Below are 18,027 nucleotides of genomic sequence, written 5' to 3'. Positions count from 1 at the left end.
AAATGGCAAAAAAACCGGTTGTCATTGGGGTTGCTGGAGGCTCAGGTTCTGGTAAGACGAGCGTAACTAAAGCAATCTACGAACATTTTAAAGGACACTCAATTTTAATGCTTGAACAAGATTTCTATTATAAAGATCAAAGTCATTTACCCTTTGAACAAAGGTTAAATACAAACTATGATCATCCCTTTGCTTTTGATAATGATTTATTGATTGAGCATTTAAATATGTTACTACATCATGAAGCCATTGAAAAACCGGTTTATGACTATAAATTGCATACAAGATCTGAAGATGTTATTGTAGTAGAGCCAAAGGATGTTATCATCTTAGAAGGAATCCTTATCCTTGAGGATGAACGTTTACGTGATTTAATGGATATTAAGCTTTTCGTCGATACAGACGCAGACCTTAGAATTATTCGACGTATCCTACGTGATATAAAAGAGCGTGGGCGTTCTATTGACTCAGTTATTGAACAATATATTTCTGTCGTCAGGCCCATGCATAATCAATTCATTGAACCTACGAAAAGATATGCAGATATTATCATCCCTGAGGGTGGACAAAATATGGTTGCAATCGACTTAATGGTAACAAAAATTCAAACAATTCTTGAACTAAATGCAATTTTGTAATAACATAGCATAGATAAAGTCTACTGTGATCATATTATGTATAGGTAATCATTTTCTTTTTTTATGTGAGGATTTGATAGGTGAAGGGCACACACATTGTTGCCCTTGCTTTTTTACATACTATCAAGTGAATACGATGCCTGATAATATCAGACGAAATTATGCTTCAACATCTTTCTTACTTAAGGCAATGAGATGCCTTAGCTTTACATATTTATTTTCATTAAAGATAAAGAAAGTAACAAGCATGAATGATTCAGTACGACGGGGAAGTCTACTAGAAGGAGTGGAACAAACATGGCACAAGAAAAAGTTTTTCCTATGACTCAGGAAGGTAAAGATAAGCTTGAGCAAGAGCTTGAATATTTGAAAACGGTTAAGAGAAAAGAAGTAGTAGAAAGAATTAAAATTGCGCGTAGCTTTGGAGATCTATCTGAGAACTCTGAGTATGATTCTGCAAAAGAGGAACAAGCTTTTGTTGAAGGCCGTATTACAACATTAGAAAATATGATCCGAAATGCAAAAATCATCGAAGGTGAAGCAGATACAAGCTCCGTTTCTTTAGGACGAACTGTTACATTTACAGAGCTTCCAGACGGTGAGGAAGAAACATACACAATTGTTGGTAGTGCTGAAGCTGATCCTTTTGAAGGTAAAATTTCAAATGATTCTCCAATTGCCAAAAGTTTATTAGGTAAAAAGGTTGATGATGAAGTAACTGTTCAAACACCAGGCGGAGAAATGCTTGTTAAAATTGTGAACATTAGCTAATAAAAGGTTTATATACGAAACACCTCGTCCAAAATGGAGACGAGGTGTTTTTTATTTAATGGTGCATTATACCGTTATAAATGGGATCTATAAACACCTACAGGAGGTTTTTATGAATCCAAATAGAAGAATGCTTGTATTAGGTATTTTCTTTATATTAATGCTATGTGCTATTTTATACAGGTTAGCGGATATCCAATTAATTCACACAGAATCATTTTCGAAAAAGGGAGTAAATCTTGTTCAGGAAAGTGTGAATCAAAGAACACAGGAAGTTGTTATTGATGACGGTAGAGGTCGCTTCGTGGACCGAAATGGAGAATCAATTCAAAAACACGCAGAACCTTCGCTTGTATTATTTCCCTTTTTAAAAGAAATTTCATGGCCGGCAGAGGAACTGTCTAATATTGTTAACATCTCAAGTAATGAACTAAAGGGACTAGTTTCAGATACAAAAGAGCCAGTGGTCCTGTCTAAAGACGATGGAGTCAAATTAACAAAAGCAGAATTAGAAAAAATAAATAAACTTGAGATACCTGGAGTGTTTGGGATATATCGACAAACCCTCTTAGACGAATCATTAGGTGAGCATATAATTGGAATTACCGGAGAAAACGCTGAACGCCTGAGGGAAAAGTATCCAGATCGTACTGACTTATCTTATAAAACAAAAATTGGTGTAACAGGGCTTGAAAAGGCATTTGATGAATTCTTATTGCCAGATGCAGAAACAAAGCTTCTATACCATGTTGATGGAGACGGTCATCCTTTATTTGGAATTAATGTAAAATACATTGCTGACTCAAACCCTTTTTATCCTGTAACCGTTCAAACGACAATCGATAAAAATATACAGGAGATGGCGGAAAAAGTATTGGATCAACAAAAAGTTGAAAAAGGTGGACTTGTTTTACTGGACATTGAAAATAATGAGATTTTGTCAATGGTAAGTAGGCCAACATTAAATCGTTCTGAATCAAGTACGTTAACAAATTATATGTTGCAACCTCTTTTTCCTGGTTCAGTATTTAAAACTGTCATTTCTGCAGCAGCAATTGAATATGGTTTAGATGATGCTACAAGACAATTTAATTGTAGCTTAAATTTATATGGAGAAGATGATGGTGGTCAGGATGATGGACAACTTTCTTTTGAAAGAAGCTTCGCAAAAAGCTGTAATTATACTTTTACAACTTTAGCAGAGGAATTAATGGAAAAAGATAAAAATGTAATTGAAAATACAGCGGATAAATTAGGATTAATCGGTCCAGTTGGCTGGAGTGGTGAAGTATTCCATTATGAAAATTTTAAACAGCTACCTGATGAAAAAACAGGTAATATTTGGGGAGATGAAAAAGATAAAAGTGTAGAAAAAGCTATTGATCAAACGGCTATTGGTCAAAAAAATGTAAAAATTACACCGCTAGCTATCGCAAATATGATGGCAACAATCGCAAGAGGCGGTCAAAAAGAACAAATAAAAATCGTAAAAAATATATTATATAAAAATGGAACTAATATGTTCTCATTTACGTCTAATTCTTTAGGAGGAGAAAAACTTTCACCAATTACTGCATCTAAGCTACAAAAACTTCTTCGATTAGTCGTCACAGACCCTGAGGGGACAGGTAGAAGGTTTCAAGCTTCTTCTTTTGAGGTATCAGGTAAATCAGGAACAGCACAAACAGGGAAAAAAGATGAGGATGGTCACACATTATACAACAAATGGTTTGCGGGCTACTTTCCATCTTCTAATCCTAGATATGCACTGGTCGTAGTTGAAATGGATACAACAAGTGCTGAGGCCGGTACAAATGCAGCATTTTATGATGTTGTAGAAGAGATGTCTAAAATTGACGAACGAAAAAACTAGTTTAGGAGTGGAAATCCTTGGGATTAAGCTTTATGATACGACTAGATAGAAAATAGTACTAATGCTAGAATAAAGACTGAAGGTTTGAGGGATAAAGGAGTGTAGGGCATTGAGTAATCAACATTTAAACAGCTCTCGTTATGAAAAAAGAGATAAGAAAAGAAAAACAAATATAGTACTAAACACTTTAATTGGTATTGTATTAGTCCTGATTTTTGTTATTGGCTCTCAACTTATCTTGGGTGCAAACCAAACTGAAAAAACAGCTAAATACAATGAACAACCAGACATACAAGTAGCTAGTGAAGAAAATAAAGCTGAAGAGGAAAACCCTGATACCGATAAAGAAGAAAATCAAAAAGAGAATCAAGATAAAAACACCGAAGATGGTAGCGAGGAAGCAAAACAGAAAGAAACTGATGAAAACATGGATCAAAAAGAAGGAACTGAATCAGAAGAAGAAGATTCATTTGATGAAGCAACTATTACCGAGGGAGATCCAGAATCAGGTATTGCAGAAACAATTGAAAGTTCTGGATGGGAACCAATTGGGACTTCTCAATCAGAGCCGCATTCAGCAAACTATACTAAGGGTTCACAGGATTGGAATGAGATGACAAAGGCTTTGAGCTATGCAACAGGTATTCCTGAATCAGATATGATTATTTGGTATCTTGGTAATAATGGTGGACCAAATGATGCAGCAGGAACAATTTCACCAAAAGATCAATCTGTAAAATATAAAGTGTATATTACATGGGTTGAGAATGAAGGCTGGATGCCAACAAAAATTGAAAAATTACAATAATAAAAAAGGATGTTTATACGGTTAATTGTGACCGTACAAACATCCCTTTTTAATTATTAAAAGTTTGCTTTAAAATGAACAACAGCACTATAAAATTTTTTCCCTTCCTCGTTCACGTGCATCTGATGTGATACAGAGTGAACATGTAACAAAATAGCTTGGTTATGAACAATTTGTTCATTTATTTTCTTCTCAAGGTCTTTTATCGTATGTCCCTCAAAAAATTCTATCTTATCTTTAAGTAAATCTAATTGTAAATTCATTCATATCCACCTCAAAACTAGTTGATTTTATCTACCATAAATAGTACCAAAAGAGTAGCTTCAACACCATAATGATGATGCTAGACCTGTTTGACCTTGCTTTAAGGACTCGAAATGGGTAAACTCTATTAGGAGACTTCATAACTACATAGCATAATGTTTATAGATACACAAGGAAGGAATGAAATGAAATGAAAGTTGCGATTATTGGAGCGATGGAAGAAGAGGTTACCATCCTAAGAGATAAACTGGATAACAAAGAGCAGCAAGTGATAGCTGGAAGTGAATTTACAAAGGGGCTTTACAAAGGGATTGAAGTTATTCTTTTAAAATCCGGAATTGGAAAAGTAAATGCAGCATTAAGTACTACTTTGCTTTTGGATCGTTATCAGCCTGATTACGTTATTAATACCGGATCTGCAGGTGGATTTCATTCTTCATTAAATGTAGGAGATGTTGTTATTTCTACTGAAGTTCGACACAACGACGTTGATGTTACAGCATTCGGTTATGAGTATGGACAAGTACCAGGACTACCTGCAGCATATACTCCTGATGCTAAGCTTGTTGAAATTGCAACAAAAAAAGCAGAAGAAATAACAGACATACAGGTAGCAAAAGGATTGATTGTAACAGGTGACTCTTTTTTAAGCGATCCAGATAAAGTTGAGTTTATCCGAAGTAAATTTCAAAACCTATATGCCGGTGAAATGGAAGCTGCTGCAATTGCTCAGGTATGTCATCAATTTGAAGTACCTTTTGTAGTGATAAGAGCACTATCTGATATTGCGGGTAAAGAATCTAATATCTCTTTTGATCAATTTTTAAATCAAGCTGCTAAGCACTCAGCTAATTTAGTCTTAAAGATTGTTGAGTCCATTTAAAGAAGACGATCATGAATATTCGTTCATGATCGTCTTTTTTATAGGTTCCCTTATTTGGATTTATTTACTTGATTAATAGTCTACTAGTCTGTGTTATTGTGTTTGTATAACACTTTTAGTAGGTGATGAAATGACTAAGAAAAAGCTACAAGCACTTATGATGGATTTTAAGCACTATGCCTTTATTCTATTAGCTGTAAGTGTTTTCTTATATATTGGCGTTGTACTTCCTGACGAGGGAAAACAAGAACTATATGACACTATCCTAATGGTTACTACTGTATTGTTTTTAATTGGATCTTTCCTATGTTTTAAAAAGTCATTACATTTTAAAAAACAGTTAGATGAAATAGAGGAACGTTAAAAACCGATCTTTAAATGGATCGGTTTTTTTGTTATAGACTGTTCATATCGAGGTTAATTTTCAGAAAATATAAACTTTAATAAATGTAAAAAATGTTGTTTACAGAAATGGAAATTGTGGATATAATTACCATTGTAATAAATAAACTTAAGGAGGTCGAAGAAAATGATCAAATGTATTGCTGTATCGAAAAAACAAAACAACAAAATATTAAAAGATCTACTCGACCGCACTGGTGTATCTCAATAGTAGTTTATTTTTACATTTCATGATAAAAGTAACCACACGCCACAGGTTGATAGGTTTAACTTGTGGCGTTTTATATGTCTTTATTTCGTCACAGGTTGCCCCTGTGGCGTTTTTATTTACTTTTTTCAGTAATTATGGAGGATCGTTAAGCATTAGACGTTCTTCAAGTACCCATGTGTTCTTACTTCCTACCTTTACTGTTAAAGAAAATAAAAGACTCCTACAAAGGAGTGTCCTCTTAAAGATTTGGCAACCTGTGTAAAGACAGCAAGAGGTGTTAAATGCTTTAAAGGAGGTGATACACATGACAATTAACTTATTTTTTATCACATTGACCCTTTCAGTTTCAAAAAGAAAAAATTCAAAAAATGATGTTGAAAGAAATCAAGAGATCCAAAAAAGAATGGATGAAATGAAAGAAAAACAATTTGGAGTTTATCGTGAAATGTAATTATAACAACTTACTAAAAATTTGGAGGCGATGAAAATGATGAAGATAGAACTATTACTACATTTAACTGTTGAGAAGGACACTGCCTAGCTAAGCAGTAAATAAAAATGAAAAGAGAAGGGGACCTCCCTTCTCTTTTTATGTTACTTTTATTTTTCCTTTAATCGGTTTCTCTTCTCTTTTTCAGCTCGGTAAAATTCGTGGAACATCTTCATTAAAGCTCGCTTTTCGATTCTAGATACATAGCTCCTTGATATACCTAATTCTTTTGCAATCTCACGTTGAGTTTTTTCCTTTTTAAGATCAAGACCAAACCTGCCAACAATAACTTCTCGTTCTCTTCCGTCAAGAATATCAATATATTCCTTAACCTTTTCTAGTTCCATATTTAGTTGGATTGTTTCAATTACATCTTCATTTTCAGATTTCAACACGTCAATTAAGCTAATTTCGTTACCCTCTTTATCTTGACCGATTGGATCGTGTAAGGAAACGTCTTTTTTGGTTTTCTTTAATGCCCGTAAGTGCATCAAAATTTCATTTTCAATACATCTAGCCGCATACGTGGCTAATTTTGTTCCTTTACCTTGTGAGTAGCTTTCTATTGCTTTTATTAAGCCGATTGTTCCAATTGAAATTAAATCTTCCGAGTCTTCCCCGGTGTTTTCGAATTTTTTTACAATATGGGCAACGAGACGCAAGTTGTGTTCAATTAAAAGATTTCTTGCGTATTCATCACCCTCAGACATTTTTTCTAAATACTTCTTTTCGTCTGACGCAGACAAAGGCTGTGGAAAGGCATTATTTTTCACATAAGATACTAAGAACACTAATTCTTTAACAAAAAAGCCAAGTGCTGTTATGAGCCCTGTCATACCTCCACCTCCAGTAATACTTTATGTAGGCAAGTGCCTATAAGTCATGTGTATGTAAGTAGAGGCTTGTTCGTGTCTGTACACATAAAAAAGCCAATAATAAGTTTTAACAGAATATTTTTTGGACGATTTATGGATAGTAGCCTAAACGATATGGGTGGAATGTTCATATTTATAAAGTAGTTAACATCATAGAGGGAGGAAATAAGGATGTACGGATATTCACCATATGGACCGGCACCATACCCATATTACGCAAATGCAGCAGGGGGAACTGGATATGGGTATTGGTATGCATTTATCGTCGTGCTGCTAATCTTACTTTTGGTTATTGGTGGAGGTTACTATTATTACAACTATTATAAGTAAAGTGATGAACCCCCAGCACGATGGGGGTTATTTCATGTACCCTTGATAAATAATGATAGTGGTACCTGTGAACTAATGGTATAATAACATTCACAAATTAGAAGATACATAATAAGAATGCGTGTAGTGTGAAATTTGATTGGATAACATAGTAAGAGCAAAGATAAAAAAAGAGCCGTCTAAGCGGCATGTAGAAGCTTATGAAGAAGCTTTTAATACATGTCCCAAAGAACGGCGTTTAATTTCCATTATAATTAGTTCTATAAAATCATCATTTAGTTTCATTTCAGTTGCTTTAAAATACGATTCAATTAATAACTCGTCAGAAAGTTTGCGCATGTTGGGTGGCCAATTAAGTTGGCTCTACACCTCCTAACATTTTTCATATCTTTTAAAGGTGAAGCAGTCATTCAATCTTGCTTAATTAGTCATTGTTAAAATGTTATATTTTGCTATTGATTTAAATCTAACATGAATAATTTGTGAGAACAACCGTTCTGTTATCCACATTTAATAGTGGATAAATTGTGGGTATGTTGTTTATAAGGTGGATAAAATGAGGTATTTCAAGGGGGATAATGTGTATAATATTATCCACACCTGTTGAAGAGGGTCGGAATTTGTCGAAAAGTTTTTGGTATTTTTTCTAGCTTTTGTACATATACTTTAATTTTGTTTTGAAAGTATGTGTCAAATTCGTTATGATGTAAGATGGCAAAAAAATGAATAATGAGGTGTCAAAACTCATGCTACAGTTATTTTTACCAGGTGAATATGTAAAAAGTATTTTTCATATTTCTCCTAAGAAATTAAAAGATAGTGGAATAAAGGGAATTATTACAGACTTAGATAATACACTTGTCGAATGGGACCGCCCAAATGCAACTCCACAGTTGCTCCAATGGTTTAAAGAGGTAAAAGATCTAGGAATGAAGATTACAATTGTTTCCAATAATAACGAACAACGTGTAAAGGCATTCTCGGAGCCTCATTCAATCCCTTTTATATATAAGGCTAGAAAACCAATGGGCAAGGCATTTTTAAAAGCTGTAAGGGATATGAACTTAAAAAAAGATGAAGTCGTTGTGATTGGTGACCAGCTTTTAACAGATGTGTTAGGTGGAAACCGTAATGGCTTTCAAACGATTTTGGTCGTTCCAGTTGCTTCAACAGATGGTTTTTTCACAAGAATTAATCGCATGATAGAACGGAGAATCATGGAAAACTTGAAGCGAAAAGGTATGATTCAATGGGAGGAATAAAAACGTGTCAGAGCAACAATTTTCATGTATAGGTTGTGGAGTAGCCATTCAAACCGAAGACTCTAAGATTTTGGGGTATGCTCCACCGAGTGCATTAGAAAAAGAAGAGATCATTTGCCAAAGATGTTTTCGCTTAAAAAATTATAATGAAATACAGGATGTTTCACTTACAGATGATGATTTTTTAAAGATTTTACATGGCATAGGTGAAACAAATGGATTAATTGTAAAAATTGTTGATATATTTGATTTTAGCGGAAGTTGGTTGCAAGGAATTCAACGCTTTGTAAAAGGTAATCCAATATTATTAGTAGGAAACAAAAGTGATATATTACCGAAATCAGTTAAAAAACAAAAGCTGATCAATTGGATGAAGAGAGAAGCAAAGGAATTAGGCTTAAAGCCAATCGATGTTTGTTTAGTAAGCTCTGCAAGAGGCCACGGTATTAGAGAGGTTGCTGAATTAATTGATGAATACCGTGATGGACAAGATGTGTATGTAGTAGGCTGTACAAATGTTGGAAAGTCGACCTTTATTAATCGAATGATTAAAGAAGTAGCAGGTGTCAATGATGTCATCACAACTTCACATTATCCAGGTACAACATTAGATTTGATAGAAATTCCACTGGACAATGGGGCATCTTTATACGACACTCCAGGAATCATTAATCACCACCAAATGGCTCATTATGTTGATAAACGCGATTTAAAGCTTTTAAGTCCAAAAAAAGAAATCAAACCAAAAGTTTTTCAATTAAATGAAAGTCAAACATTGTATTTCGGTGGGTTGGCTCGACTGGATTATGTAGCAGGTGGAAGAGAAGCATTGGTTTGCTATATTCCGAATGAATTAACAATCCATCGAACAAAGCTAGAAAATGCAGATTCTTTGTATGAAAAGCATGCAGGAGAATTATTAACACCACCACGAAAAGAAGAGGTTGAAACCTTTCCGAAACTAATTCCTCATGAATTTTCAATTAGTGAAGGGAAAACAGATGTGGTCTTTTCAGGTTTGGGGTGGGTGACTGTTAATAATCCTGGAAAAAAAATCGTTGCCTATGCCCCAAAGGGAGTTAATGTTACGTTAAGAAAATCATTAATTTAATCGGGGAGAGATGATAGATATGGGGAAGTTATACGGTTTAATTGGGTGTCCGGTTGAGCATTCGATGTCACCAGCTATTCATAATGATGCATTCAAAGAAAATAATTTAGATGGTCATTATCATGCGTTTCATGTTGAGCCAGACCGTCTAGAAGAAGCTGTTCAAGCATTGAAAACCCTTGATATTAAGGGGTTTAATGTAACAATTCCACATAAAATATCAATTATTCCTTATTTAGATCAACTGGATGAAACTGCAAAGATTGCAGGAGCAGTTAATACAGTAGTTAATGAAAATGGACAATTGATTGGTCATAATACAGATGGTAATGGATATGTTCAGTCATTAAAAGAAGTAATTAAAAAACCTCTCTCAGAGAATAAGGTACTAATTATTGGTGCAGGGGGAGCAGCTCGAGGAATTTATCTCACACTTACGAATTCTGGATCTCAACATGTTGATGTATGTAATCGGACGATTTCAAAAGCTGAGGAATTAATTGAAGAATGCCCTTTTTTAAACACAAGCAAAGCCTTATCATTAGAAGAGGCTAAAGCAACGATTCAAGAGTATGACATTATTATTCAAACCACTGCCGTTGGGCTTCATCCAAATGTTGATCAAAAACCAATCTCATTGAATAATGCCAAAAAATCTGCGGTAGTAAGTGATATTATTTATAATCCAATTCAAACCGCCCTTTTAAAAGAGGCAAAATCCCTTGGATTAACCGTTCATACGGGTGTTGGGATGTTTGTTCATCAAGCAGCCCTTGCGTTTGACTTATGGACAGGAAAAACTCCATCAATTGAAAAAATGTCAGCAATTGTTCATAACAAACTAGGAGGTACATCATGCTAACAGGAAAGCAAAAAAGATTTTTACGTTCAGAAGCCCATCATTTAAACCCAATTTTTCAAGTTGGAAAAGGTGGCGTGAATGAAAATATGATTAATCAACTATCAGATGCACTAGAAGCACGTGAGTTATTTAAAGTATCTGTACTACAAAATTGTGAAGAAGATAAAAATACAGTCGCTGAACAGATTGTAGAAGGTACAGGAGCTGAACTTGTACAAATCATCGGAAACACGATTGTTTTGTATAAAGAATCTAGAGAGAATAAACAAATCCGTTTACCAAATTAATCTATGGGGGGATGGGGAATGAAAAAGAAAATAGGAATACTAGGTGGAACATTTGATCCACCGCATTTGGGCCACCTATTAATTGCTAGTGAAGTCTTACATGCTTTGCAATTATCGGAAATATGGTTTATTCCTAACCAAATTCCTCCTCATAAACAAACTGAGCATTTTACTGATAGTAAACATCGGCTTAATATGCTTAAGCTTGCTATTAAAGATCATCAACATTTTGAAGTAAATACAATTGAATTAGAACGTGAAGGTCCATCTTATACATATGATACATTAAGATTGCTGCTTGAAGAATTTCCTGAATATGGTTTTTATTTTATAATAGGGGCAGATATGATTGAGTATTTACCAAAATGGCATCAAATAGATGAGATTATTAAGCTAGTTACTTTTGTTGGAGTGAAAAGAGCTGGATTTAAGACAAGCACTTTATACCCGGTTACTGAGGTTGAAATTCCTCAGTTTGAGGTATCTTCAACAATGTTGAGAGAACGTTTAAGAAAAAATGGAAATACTGATTATCTTCTGCCGAACAATGTGAAAAGATATATAGAGGAGAATCATTTATATGGAACGTGATAAAGCCTTGAAAATTGTTGCTGAGCAATTAACAGAGCATCGTTATGTTCATACACTGGGTGTCATGGAGACAGCTATTTCCTTGGCTGAATTGTACGGGGGAGATGTCAAGAAGGCAGAAACAGCAGCTATTTTTCACGATTATGCTAAGTTCAGACCAAAAAAAGAAATGAAAAAAATTATTGAAGAACAAGATATGCCCCAAAAATTGTTAGAACATAATAGTGAGCTTTGGCATGCTCCCGTTGGTGCCTATCTTGTAAAAAAAGAAGTAGGCATTAAAGATAAAGAGGTTTTAAAGGCAATTAAATACCACACATCTGGGCGTCCTGATATGACATTGCTTGAAAAAATCATTTATGTGGCAGACTATATAGAACCAGGTAGACAATTTCCTGGTGTGGAGGAAGTAAGAGAGCTTGCTAAGACCAGTCTGGATCAGGCATTAATCAAATCTTTACAAAATACGATTACATTCTTACTTAAAAAAAATCAAGCTATTTATCCAGATACGATTAAAACATACAATTCTTTAGTTTTAAAAGGAGGAAAATCGAGTTAATGACAGGTAGAGATATTTTAACAACAGTAGCAAAAGCAGCAGACAGTAAGCGTGCAGAGGACATTATTGCACTAAACATGAATGGAATTTCCCTTATAGCCGATTATTTCTTTATTTGCCACGGAAACTCAGATAAACAGGTACAAGCTATTGCTAGAGAAATAAAAGAACAAGCGGAAGAAACAGGTATGAATGTCAAACGACTTGAAGGCTTTGATGAAGCTCGATGGATTCTAATTGACTTAGGTGATGTCGTTGCCCATGTCTTTCATAAAGATGAAAGAGGCTATTATAATTTAGAGCGTTTATGGGGAGATGCTCCAACAGAGGATCTCACTAGTGAGCTAGAACAATGATTTATAAAGGCTTTGCCTATATTTATGATCATCTAATGAAAGATGCTCCCTATGATCAGTGGGTTGGGTTTATTCAGGACTCTATAGCAAAGTATCATAAGGGAGCAACTACTCTTTTAGATGTAGCCTGTGGAACAGGTGAAATAGCGGTATCCTTAGCGAAAAATAATTTAGAGGTAACAGGTGTCGATCTTAGTGAAGATATGCTGACCGTTGCACAATCAAAGGCTGAGAGGAACAAAGTCAATTTATTATTTCTCAAGCAGGATATGCGAAAATTAAATGGTTTTCCTAAGCTTTTTGATGTTGTGACAATCTGTTGTGATTCTTTAAATTATTTAGAAACAAAAGAGGATATTAAGGCAACCTTTCACTCTGTTTTTGAACAGCTTGAAGAGGATGGTTTATTTATTTTTGATGTCCATTCTATACATAAAATTCATCATGTTTTTGCAAACCATACTTTTGCTGATCAAGATGAAGAAGTTAGCTTTATTTGGAATTCCTTTTTAGGCGACGAAGAACACAGTATTGAACACGATATGACGTTTTTTGTTAGACGTGAACAACTCTATGAGCGCTATGATGAAGTACACTACCAACGAACATACTCAATTGAGGAATATACTTCTTTATTAGCGGCAGCTTCTTTTCAGGTTTTAAAAATTTGTAGTGATTTTCAAGTAGAAAGTCAACCGCATTCTTCAGCAGAAAGAATTTTCTTTATTTGTAAAAAAACAAAGGTGAACTCTTAATAAGAGTTCACCTGAAAATTTTTTTATAACATAGAAGGAGTTTATCTTTCTGATAGAGAATTACTTATTTGGAATCTTGCTAAACTGAACAGACACTTCTTCTATATCTTCATAATACTTTTCGTGTGTTGCTTGAAATATTTTTTCAAACATTTCTCCCACTTCATCTTCCAATACTTTGATTCCTTTACCAGTAACCCCACCTTTTACACATACTTTATCTTGTAGAGTAGGAAGGGTATATATTTCTGTTTCCAACAACTTGCCCATACCAACGATCATTTCACTTGCCAAAAGAACAGCCTGCTCTTTGGTTATATTCGTTTCCGCAACTGCACCATCTACAAATCGTTGAAGTAAATAGCTGAAAAAAGCTGGCCCACAGCTAACGATATCAGAAGATACTCTGGTAATATCATCTTCAATTTGAACAGGATTTGAAATTTGTTCAAATAATTCTTCAATTGTTGTTTTTGTCTCCTTATGACACGAATTTCCGTAAGTAATTAGCGAAACCCCGGAGAAAGCCCGGTTCGTTATACTTGGTATCACTCTTGTAACCTGACATTCTACAAGTGATTCTAGTTGATCAACATTAATAGGACTAGTTATGGATATTATGCATTTATTAGGTGTTAAAAGGTGGTCAAGACTCTTTAAAAGGGGGTGAATATCTAATGGTTTGACACAAATGAAAATTAAATCAGAATGTTTTACTACTTCCTCAGCTGTTTCTACCACATTTGTTTTTGGATATAAACTCTTTATCGCTTCAGCTTTAGACATCGTTCGATTCATCATATAAATGAATGAGGGTTTAATTGCACCCGACTCAATAAATGATTCAATTAATATTCTCCCCATATTTCCTGTTCCAACAAAACCTACATTCAAAGTATATCCCCTCCTTAGAATGCAATTCTCTCATACACGATATGTTTTGTAGTGATGTTTTATGATTAATTTTTAAAGGAGTTTTATTGATGAGTATCGTCCAAAAATACAAAAAATGGATTATCCTGTTAGTTAGTTTATTAGCAGTAACTATACTTTATTATTATTTTTTTAATATCCAAGCCTCATCTGAACTTGTGACAACAAATGTTGAAGGTGCCTATATGGAAACAAGTGTGCCGGATGAAACAACTAAGGGTGAACAGAAAACAAGTGAGAATTCAGAAGCATCCACCATCGTTATTGATGTAAAGGGGGCTGTTCAAACACCTGGGGTTTATGAGATTTCAGCTAATGCAAGAGTACATGAAATTATTGAAAAAGCTGGAGGATTGAGTGATCAAGCTGATGAAGCGGCCGTAAATCTTGCTTCTTCATTAGAAGATGGGATGGTAGTTTATATTCCGCAAATCGGTGAAAATAAGGAAAATCCATTTCAGACTACTAACGAAGATAAGGACAGCCCTAAGAAAATCAATATTAACCTTGCAACAAGTGAGGAGCTTCAAACACTGTCAGGTATTGGACCTGCAAAGGCTGAGGCTATTATTTCATATAGAGAAGAAAACGGTCACTTTAAATCGATTGAAGGGTTATTAGAAGTATCGGGAATTGGAGAAAAATCATTAGAGAAATTAAAAGAAGAAGTTACTGTTAATTAAACTTAACAAAAGTTTGAATTGACGAATATTTGCATTTCCCGATAAACTAGGTTTAAGAAAAATGTCGAGTGGGGGAAGTAGCAGCATGAGTCGAATATCCTGGAATCAATATTTTATGTCACAAAGTCATTTACTAGCCATGAGGAGTACATGCACGAGGCTAGCCGTTGGAGCCACAATCGTTAGAGATAAAAGAATAATAGCAGGTGGTTATAATGGTTCTATAGCAGGTGGTGTACATTGTTCAGATGAGGGCTGTTATGTTATTGATAATCATTGTGTTAGAACCATACATGCTGAAATGAATGCACTGCTGCAATGTGCGAAGTTTGGGGTACCAACAGATGGGGCTGAGATTTACGTGACTCATTTTCCATGTCTTCAATGTTGTAAAGCACTTATTCAGGCTGGTATTAAAACCGTATACTATGCGGTTGACTATAAAAACCATCCTTATGCAATTGAGTTATTTCAACAAGCAAATGTGAAAGTAGAGCATGTTAATCTAGAGAACACATCTTTTGAGAACAAAAATAAGGAAAAAGAAGCGTTTGTGTTTGAACTACTGGACAAGCTGGAGAAATCACAGAAGAGTGACGAAGAGATAAAACGCTTAAAAAAGGAAGCAAAAGCCTTATTTTCGTAATAAAACAGTTTAAGAAAGCAATTGTTTAATGGCAATTGCTTTCTAATAAATCTTTTATCCAAAGTTAACAAATTCATCATATTAAGGTGGTTAAGCTTATTAAAGGTCATTTTCTTTTCCTCGCAATAGCAGCTTGTTTAGCCATAACAATGGGGCGTTTTCATTTCCACCCGCTCTCTCTTTTCTTTACAATTACCTTTCTTATTTATCTCCATTTAAAGTTTAAATCTCCCCTCAGTTTCCTTAGTTTGATCGTCATTCTTATCTATCTTTCCACCTATTTTCTTACAGAATCTCAAAATCAAACAAAGCTGAATGAAGGAGAGTATCAGGCTACGGGCACGGTCAACTCAACTCCGGTAATTGATGGGAATTATGTGAAAGGAATCATTAAAACTGAAATAGGGGAGAAATTAACTTATTCCTATTTAATCAAGTCATTGGAAGTGAAAAACTCCTTACAGAAAATAAAAACAGGTGATGTTTGCGTTTTTAAAGGTGAATTAGAAGGACCAAAATCCCCAACAATGCCTAACGCTTTTGATTATAAACAATATCTTCATGACCACCATATTCATTGGGAATTTAAAATAGCTGATATTCACAGTTGTCACGCAGGTGAATTTAACGTGATGACTCTACTTCAAAAGTATCGAGAAAAAGGACTAACGTTAATTGAGGAGAAATTTCCGAGTTCGTCCGAAGGAATTGTACAAGCCCTCCTTTTTGGAGAAAGGCGTTTACTTGATGAAAAAGTGGAAGTCGCTTACCAAAAATTAGGTATTGTCCATCTGTTAGCGATATCTGGCTTACATGTGGGTTTATTAGTCGGTGGAGCTTACTTTCTATTCATTTATTTAGGTATAACACATGAAAATTCAAAGAAAATCTTGATTATATTACTTCCGGTTTATATGATTTTAACCGGTGGCTCACCATCTGTTATAAGAGCATCCTTTATGGTTGTCCTTTATTTTATCATTGGGCTTGTTCATAAAAAGTTTACTGCAACAGATGTGATCAGTTTTACATGTTTAGTTTTACTTTTGATTAATCCATATTATTTGTTTCAAGTTGGTTTTCAATTATCATATATTGTTAGTCTTGGATTATTACTTTCATCAAAAGTAATTTCATTGTTTTCCAATGCCTTTGTAAGGCTGTTCATTGTTTCAGCTGTTGCTCAACTTTGTGCGATGCCTCTCATCCTGTATCATTTTTTTGAGGTATCACTCATTAGTTTACCTTTGAATATGATTTTTGTACCTTTTTATTCAATATGTATTTTGCCTTTATCTATTCTGGCAACCGTTTTAGTTTCATTTTCATCAACACTTGGAATGCCACTGGTTTCACTATTACACATTATCTTGGATTATTCCCATCGGCTTGTCTTAAATGCTGCTAACATATCTTTTACCACATTGACGACTGGAAAGCCTTCACTCTTTTTTATTATCCTCTATTGTATGACATCAATTGTTTTATTCCTTCGTTTTGAAAAGAATCCCACATTAAAGTCTTTGTATAAACCGTTTTGTGGATTGCTCCTTCTTTTTTTCATACATTTGCACCTCTCATATATCAATCCTCAGGGAAGAGTTATGGTGATCAATGTTGGACAAGGTGACTCTATTTTTATTCAACTTCCATTCAACAAAGGGAATTTTTTGATTGATACAGGTGGGAAAATGACTTTTCCATCAGAAGACTGGGAGTTAAGAAGGAATGTTTATTCTATAGCTGAAGACACTACCATTCCTTATTTAAAGTCAATAGGGGTAACAAAACTTCATGGAATATTTTTATCACATGGCGACCTGGATCATATTGGGGAAGCCTTAAGAATCATAAATAAATTAAATGTGGATGAGCTTGTTATACCAAAAGGATTTATAAGGGGAGAGCTTGAAAATGAGATTGTTAAGATTGCGACAGAGAAGAAAATGAACATAAGAGTTGTTGAAGCTGGTGATCAATTACTATATAAGGGTTTTATGTTTCGTATTTTGTCTCCTTCTACCTTAACTGATAGTAAGAATGATGATTCCATGGTGTTGGTAGCGGAAATAGGTGGCTTAAAATGGTTATTTACCGGAGATGCTGAAATGAAAAGTGAAGAGAAAATGATGTTGGCATATCCAAATTTAAAAGTAGATGTATTGAAAATTGGCCATCATGGAAGTAGAGGTTCAACTTCTGATCAACTATTAGATCAATTAAGACCATCCATTGCGATCATTTCGGCTGGTTATCAAAACCGATATCAACACCCGCATGATGAAGTAATGGAAAAGTTGAGAAGAAGACAAATATCTATTTTTAGAACCGATCTTCAAGGTGGAATTTTATACGAATATAAAGGAAATGCAGGAACGTTTTTTACTCATCCGCCATACGATGAAGTAAAATGATAAACGAAAAAGAGACTGCA

Annotated in this window: 23 protein-coding genes; 19 read left to right on the top strand and 4 right to left on the bottom strand. The window is 34.5% G+C overall.

What is annotated here, in order from left to right:
- Positions 1-2 precede the first annotated feature (2 nt).
- The 4 genes from udk to D9842_RS13040 all read left to right on the top strand — a co-directional run bounded on the left by udk (position 3) and on the right by D9842_RS13040 (position 4,090).
- Complete coding sequence (gene udk, locus D9842_RS13055; protein ID WP_098797911.1) at positions 3-638, top strand: uridine kinase; 636 nt, start codon at positions 3-5, stop codon at positions 636-638.
- Between the two features lie 297 nt (positions 639-935).
- Positions 936-1,409: a transcription elongation factor GreA gene (greA, locus tag D9842_RS13050; RefSeq protein WP_098797910.1), complete on the top strand. Its 474-nt coding sequence runs from the start codon at positions 936-938 to the stop codon at positions 1,407-1,409.
- Between the two features lie 112 nt (positions 1,410-1,521).
- Positions 1,522-3,282: a peptidoglycan D,D-transpeptidase FtsI family protein gene (locus D9842_RS13045; RefSeq protein ID WP_121662921.1), complete on the top strand. Its 1,761-nt coding sequence runs from the start codon at positions 1,522-1,524 to the stop codon at positions 3,280-3,282.
- Positions 3,283-3,391: 109 nt separating this feature from the next.
- Entirely contained in the window at positions 3,392-4,090 is a 699-nt protein-coding gene (locus D9842_RS13040; RefSeq protein ID WP_162987424.1) for a YrrS family protein, read from the top strand.
- Between the two features lie 56 nt (positions 4,091-4,146).
- Here D9842_RS13040 and D9842_RS13035 read toward each other — a convergent pair whose 3' ends face one another.
- Positions 4,147-4,353 carry a DUF2536 family protein gene (locus tag D9842_RS13035; RefSeq protein WP_121662919.1) on the bottom strand — a complete coding sequence of 69 codons (207 nt, stop codon included), beginning with the start codon at positions 4,351-4,353 and terminating at the stop codon, positions 4,147-4,149.
- Positions 4,354-4,544: 191 nt separating this feature from the next.
- Between D9842_RS13035 and mtnN the strand changes: the two genes are divergently transcribed.
- The 3 genes from mtnN (at position 4,545) to D9842_RS13020 (ending at position 6,301) form a co-directional block, all read left to right on the top strand.
- Positions 4,545-5,237, top strand: a complete 693-nt coding sequence (gene mtnN, locus D9842_RS13030; protein WP_121662918.1) for a 5'-methylthioadenosine/S-adenosylhomocysteine nucleosidase — start codon at positions 4,545-4,547, stop codon at positions 5,235-5,237.
- Between the two features lie 130 nt (positions 5,238-5,367).
- A complete protein-coding gene (locus D9842_RS13025) occupies positions 5,368-5,601 on the top strand; it encodes a YrhC family protein (protein ID WP_121662917.1) in 234 nt (77 codons plus the stop codon).
- A 553-nt stretch (positions 5,602-6,154) separates the two neighbouring features.
- A complete protein-coding gene (locus tag D9842_RS13020; protein WP_121662916.1) occupies positions 6,155-6,301 on the top strand; it encodes a YrzI family small protein in 147 nt (48 codons plus the stop codon).
- Positions 6,302-6,450: 149 nt separating this feature from the next.
- Here D9842_RS13020 and sigK read toward each other — a convergent pair whose 3' ends face one another.
- Entirely contained in the window at positions 6,451-7,176 is a 726-nt protein-coding gene (gene sigK, locus D9842_RS13015; protein WP_121662915.1) for an RNA polymerase sporulation sigma factor SigK, read from the bottom strand.
- Positions 7,177-7,386: 210 nt separating this feature from the next.
- Between sigK and D9842_RS25930 the strand changes: the two genes are divergently transcribed.
- On the top strand, positions 7,387-7,545 hold the full coding sequence (locus tag D9842_RS25930; RefSeq protein ID WP_162987423.1) for a hypothetical protein: 159 nt from the start codon (positions 7,387-7,389) through the stop codon (positions 7,543-7,545).
- Positions 7,546-7,743: 198 nt separating this feature from the next.
- Here D9842_RS25930 and D9842_RS13010 read toward each other — a convergent pair whose 3' ends face one another.
- Positions 7,744-7,884, bottom strand: coding sequence for a sporulation histidine kinase inhibitor Sda (locus D9842_RS13010; RefSeq protein ID WP_121662914.1), 141 nt, complete (start codon positions 7,882-7,884; stop codon positions 7,744-7,746).
- A gap of 407 nt (positions 7,885-8,291) precedes the next feature.
- Here D9842_RS13010 and D9842_RS13005 point away from each other — a divergent pair, with 407 nt between their 5' ends.
- The 8 genes from D9842_RS13005 to D9842_RS12970 are packed head-to-tail and all read left to right on the top strand — an operon-like array spanning position 8,292 to position 13,331.
- Complete coding sequence (locus D9842_RS13005; RefSeq protein ID WP_373995109.1) at positions 8,292-8,807, top strand: YqeG family HAD IIIA-type phosphatase; 516 nt, start codon at positions 8,292-8,294, stop codon at positions 8,805-8,807.
- A 4-nt stretch (positions 8,808-8,811) separates the two neighbouring features.
- Positions 8,812-9,918 carry a ribosome biogenesis GTPase YqeH gene (yqeH, locus tag D9842_RS13000; protein WP_121662912.1) on the top strand — a complete coding sequence of 369 codons (1,107 nt, stop codon included), beginning with the start codon at positions 8,812-8,814 and terminating at the stop codon, positions 9,916-9,918.
- 19 nt (positions 9,919-9,937) lie between these two features.
- Positions 9,938-10,780, top strand: a complete 843-nt coding sequence (aroE, locus tag D9842_RS12995) for a shikimate dehydrogenase (protein WP_121662911.1) — start codon at positions 9,938-9,940, stop codon at positions 10,778-10,780.
- A complete protein-coding gene (gene yhbY, locus D9842_RS12990; protein ID WP_121662910.1) occupies positions 10,774-11,067 on the top strand; it encodes a ribosome assembly RNA-binding protein YhbY in 294 nt (97 codons plus the stop codon). Before aroE ends, yhbY begins: the two co-directional genes overlap by 7 nt.
- Positions 11,068-11,085: 18 nt before the next feature.
- Positions 11,086-11,658: a nicotinate-nucleotide adenylyltransferase gene (locus tag D9842_RS12985; protein ID WP_121662909.1), complete on the top strand. Its 573-nt coding sequence runs from the start codon at positions 11,086-11,088 to the stop codon at positions 11,656-11,658.
- Entirely contained in the window at positions 11,648-12,220 is a 573-nt protein-coding gene (gene yqeK, locus D9842_RS12980) for a bis(5'-nucleosyl)-tetraphosphatase (symmetrical) YqeK (RefSeq protein ID WP_121662908.1), read from the top strand. Before D9842_RS12985 ends, yqeK begins: the two co-directional genes overlap by 11 nt.
- Positions 12,220-12,576 (top strand): ribosome silencing factor, encoded by a 357-nt coding sequence (gene rsfS, locus D9842_RS12975; RefSeq protein WP_121662907.1) that lies wholly within the window; start codon positions 12,220-12,222, stop codon positions 12,574-12,576. The genes yqeK and rsfS overlap by 1 nt, the downstream gene beginning before the upstream one ends.
- Positions 12,573-13,331, top strand: a complete 759-nt coding sequence (locus D9842_RS12970; protein WP_121662906.1) for a class I SAM-dependent DNA methyltransferase — start codon at positions 12,573-12,575, stop codon at positions 13,329-13,331. The genes rsfS and D9842_RS12970 overlap by 4 nt, the downstream gene beginning before the upstream one ends.
- A gap of 60 nt (positions 13,332-13,391) precedes the next feature.
- Here the strand turns inward: D9842_RS12970 and comER are convergent, their stop codons facing one another.
- A complete protein-coding gene (gene comER / locus D9842_RS12965) occupies positions 13,392-14,225 on the bottom strand; it encodes a late competence protein ComER (protein WP_121662905.1) in 834 nt (277 codons plus the stop codon).
- Positions 14,226-14,314: 89 nt separating this feature from the next.
- Here comER and D9842_RS12960 point away from each other — a divergent pair, with 89 nt between their 5' ends.
- The 3 genes from D9842_RS12960 (at position 14,315) to D9842_RS12950 (ending at position 18,007) form a co-directional block, all read left to right on the top strand.
- A complete protein-coding gene (locus D9842_RS12960; protein ID WP_121662904.1) occupies positions 14,315-14,947 on the top strand; it encodes a helix-hairpin-helix domain-containing protein in 633 nt (210 codons plus the stop codon).
- 85 nt (positions 14,948-15,032) lie between these two features.
- On the top strand, positions 15,033-15,593 hold the full coding sequence (locus D9842_RS12955) for a ComE operon protein 2 (protein WP_121662903.1): 561 nt from the start codon (positions 15,033-15,035) through the stop codon (positions 15,591-15,593).
- Positions 15,594-15,742: 149 nt separating this feature from the next.
- Positions 15,743-18,007 carry a DNA internalization-related competence protein ComEC/Rec2 gene (locus D9842_RS12950; RefSeq protein ID WP_121662902.1) on the top strand — a complete coding sequence of 755 codons (2,265 nt, stop codon included), beginning with the start codon at positions 15,743-15,745 and terminating at the stop codon, positions 18,005-18,007.
- Positions 18,008-18,027: the final 20 nt, after the last annotated feature.

Source organism: Metabacillus litoralis, from assembly GCF_003667825.1.
In the GTDB taxonomy this organism is placed as follows: Bacteria; Bacillota; Bacilli; order Bacillales; family Bacillaceae; genus Metabacillus; species Metabacillus litoralis_B.
This window is presented reverse-complemented; position numbering and strand designations above follow the sequence as displayed.